This is a genomic window from Stenotrophomonas pictorum JCM 9942 (assembly GCF_001310775.1).
Lineage (GTDB): Bacteria > Pseudomonadota > Gammaproteobacteria > Xanthomonadales > Xanthomonadaceae > Stenotrophomonas > Stenotrophomonas pictorum.
This window is the reverse complement of sequence record NZ_BAZI01000316.1, coordinates 1-3024: the sequence shown is the minus strand read 5'-3', so window position 1 is coordinate 3024 and position 3024 is coordinate 1. Positions and strand designations below refer to the sequence as shown.

At 66.7% G+C, this 3024-nt stretch carries 4 protein-coding genes; all 4 read left to right on the top strand.

Annotation, left to right across the window (positions count from 1 at the left end; translation table 11 throughout):
- Positions 1 to 487: hypothetical protein (locus JCM9942_RS12985; RefSeq protein ID WP_218185491.1), on the top strand; the 487-nt coding region annotated here is incomplete at its 5' end.
- 5 nt (positions 488 to 492) lie between these two features.
- Positions 493 to 1059, top strand: a complete 567-nt coding sequence (locus JCM9942_RS12980) for a hypothetical protein (protein ID WP_054660178.1) — start codon at positions 493 to 495, stop codon at positions 1057 to 1059.
- Complete coding sequence (locus JCM9942_RS12975; RefSeq protein WP_145974263.1) at positions 1056 to 2441, top strand: hypothetical protein; 1386 nt, start codon at positions 1056 to 1058, stop codon at positions 2439 to 2441. Before JCM9942_RS12980 ends, JCM9942_RS12975 begins: the two co-directional genes overlap by 4 nt.
- The gene (locus tag JCM9942_RS12970) at positions 2438 to 2947 is read left to right on the top strand and encodes a hypothetical protein (protein WP_054660174.1); all 510 of its coding nucleotides are present in this window, start codon (positions 2438 to 2440) and stop codon (positions 2945 to 2947) included. The genes JCM9942_RS12975 and JCM9942_RS12970 overlap by 4 nt, the downstream gene beginning before the upstream one ends.
- Positions 2948 to 3024: the final 77 nt, after the last annotated feature.

Sequence of the window (3024 nt, the reverse complement as noted above, 5' to 3'; positions counted from 1 at the left end):
TCGCAATGCCGCCGCCCCGCAGGGCATCACCGCGGCAAGCACCAATGGCCTGCAGCTGCGCGACATGATGCGCCGCGCCGGCATCAGCCTGCCGCCGGGTCGCGGCGAAGGTTTTGAAGACCGCTATGTCTACCTGGATACCAACGGCAATCCGCAGGAAGTGCAGGTCTGCTTCCAGTGGAATCCGCCGGGTACCGGCTCCGGCTCGGGCAACGTGATGGTCATCTCCGGCCTGACCCCGGACCTGGCGCGCTCACTGGACCAGATGATCGATGGCAAGCCCGATCCGCAATCCGGCGCGTTCCGCCAGCAGGGCGTCGCCGCCAAGACCGCCACGGACAATGCCAACACCGCCGGTATCGAATGGCAGGGCAACAACACCGAGGCCTTCAATACCTCCGGCTCCGGCACGGCTGGCGCAAACGGCACCAACACCGATACCGAACAGGTGTTGACGATGACCGCCCACTACAAGATGAACCAGTAATAGCCATGGCCATCGCCTCGCCGCTGGGCCGGCTGCGCCGGTCACGTCGTCTCTCCCTGCTGGTGTTCGCCGGGACGCTTCTAGCCCTGGTCGCCGCCGCCGCGTGGTTCATCACCGCACGGACCGGGCTGGCAACGGCCTATGACCAGCTCAGCAACCGCAACGAGTTGCTGGCGCTGGCGAAAATGCACCAGCAAGAGGCACAACTGAAGGTCGACAACGCGCGTTCGGCGGGCCAGCTGATGGATCAGCTGGCGGCGCTGGACATGCGCCCGGAGGTCTGGGGCGAACGCCTGATCAACCTGAACCAGACGCAGCTTTCGCGCGCGGACGCCAGTTCGCTGTTGGCCGGCATCGCCCCGGCACCGGAGCGGATCTTCGGTGCCGATACCTTCGAACTTTCAGTAACCCATGTCGAAGAAGGGCTGTTCCATCTGCCACTGGAGCTTGGTGACCGGCCTCCGGCGCCGTTATCGCTGACATTGCGCGGCAGCCTGCTGTTCCGCACCGCCGGCCCGCCCGATACCACCGGCATCGTTGCGCAGACCACCCACGCGAGCGCCCAACCATGAGCATGCAAAGCATCGTCCAGCTCCACGGCCGCTGGCTGGCATTCGGCCACGATACCGTGGCGGTCACCGACAGCCGTCCACGCCTGGAAGGACCGGCCTGGCTGTTCGCCGAATTCGAAGGCGGCGTCAGCAGCGTCATCTCGCTGGAAGGCAGCCCCGCCCATGCGGTTGCCCTGATCGAAAAGCGCTTGCGCGCTGACGGCATGATCGACGGCGAGGGCAAGATCCTGATCCACAAGAACCGCTCCATGGGAGCCGGCTATCAATCGCTGTTCACCGCGGTACCGCTCGAGCTCTGGCAGCAGACCTATGCGTGGGCCGAGGCCCAGCCGGACCACTGTCTGGTGGTGCCCCTGACCTCGCTGATGTGGAGCGCGATCAAGAGTGGCGAAGGTCTGGTCATCCATGCCGGGCGGCAGCTGTGCGTGCTGGCGGTACGCAAGCACGACATCATCTGCCGTTCCTCGATGGCCTACAGCGAGGATGTCACCGACCTGACGATGACCGCCGGTGCCCTCGCCCAGCAGGTCGCCGATGACCTGGCACGCGGCGACGAGGATGCCGAGCCGCTGCAGTTCCAGTGGTGTTCGCTGTTTGTTCCCGCGGCCGAACCGGGCCAGGTACCGATGAACGAGGCGCTGGCGGAGATCTTTTCCGTCAACACCGGTGCGCGCGTCACCCAGGTTCCGATGCGGACTTTCAGCGATGCCGAGGGCCGGCGCTGGTCCAGTGGCATCGACTGGGTACGTGCCCATGCCTCCACCCGCGACGCGGTCAACCCGTTGCCCAGCCGTGCCGCCTATCTGGCCGAGTGGGCCTTGCCACTGGCTTCCGCAGCCTCGTTGCTGATCACCATCGCACTGGGTGCGCTCGGCGCGCGGTGGACCCTCAGCGCCAACGACGCCGAAACGCGCAGTGAGGCCATCTCCGCTGAAATCGCGGCACTTGAGAGCCAGACCCTGCAATTGGCCGGTGACGCTGCACTACCGGCCGGATTCGACAACGCGCTGCAGTTCGTCGAGAAAGCCAAGGGTCTTGCCGACAGGGTGAATCCGGTCAGCGGCCTGGAGGCCGTCCGTCGCGCCGCCAGTGATGAGGTGCGGATCCTGCGCGTGCGGGTGGAACAACCGCCCAGCCAGCCCGGCATGCCGGTACTGCCGGGGGCTGGACCACAGCGCACCCTGCGCGTGGATGGAATGGTGGATGCCGGGCGCGGCACACCCGGCATGCAGGTGGCCACGTTCGTGGAGCGCCTGCGCCGTGAAGGTTTCGATCCAGTCCCGCTGGATCCGCAGTCTGGCGGCGGCACCCGCGCCGGAGGGGGCGTCTTTTCCTATCTGCTCAAAACCGTTGCCACGGGCACGCCGGAGCCGACACCGTGAAGAAAAAGTACATCGCGATGACCGCACTGACGCTCTGGCTTGGTGTTTCGGGCTGGCTGGCGTCAATGGTGATCGTCAAACCGGCGGTGCTGTTCCTCGGCAACAACGCCGAGGAAAGCACGCAAGCGGCGCAACTGCGCGCATCGATCAACCGCAACCGCCAGGTGCTGGAGCTGGTCGCGCGGCTGCGCCCGGTTACCACCCCAAGCGCGGGAGAATCCCTCATCGCCCTGCCGCCGGCCACCGACGCGGCGCCGTCCCTCACGGACGGCAGCGCCACCGGCCCCGACACATTCGCAGGCCCGGTCAGCGTGTCCATGGTTCTTGTCACCAACGGCCGCAGCAGTGCCGTGGTCAACGGCCAACCGGTGAGAACCGGCTCGCGGCTGGACGATGGCTCGCGCGTGCTGGCGATCGGCCGTGACTGGGTGCGGCTGCGCAGCGCCGATGGCCAGACCAGCGTGCTGAAGGTACGCAATCCGGTCATGAGTGGAGACACGCTGTGAAGCCGGCAGCAAAGATCGTGCTGGGCGCCGGCGCCCTGGCACTGGTGGGCGTGCTGCTGGTCGCCGGCTTGCAGCGA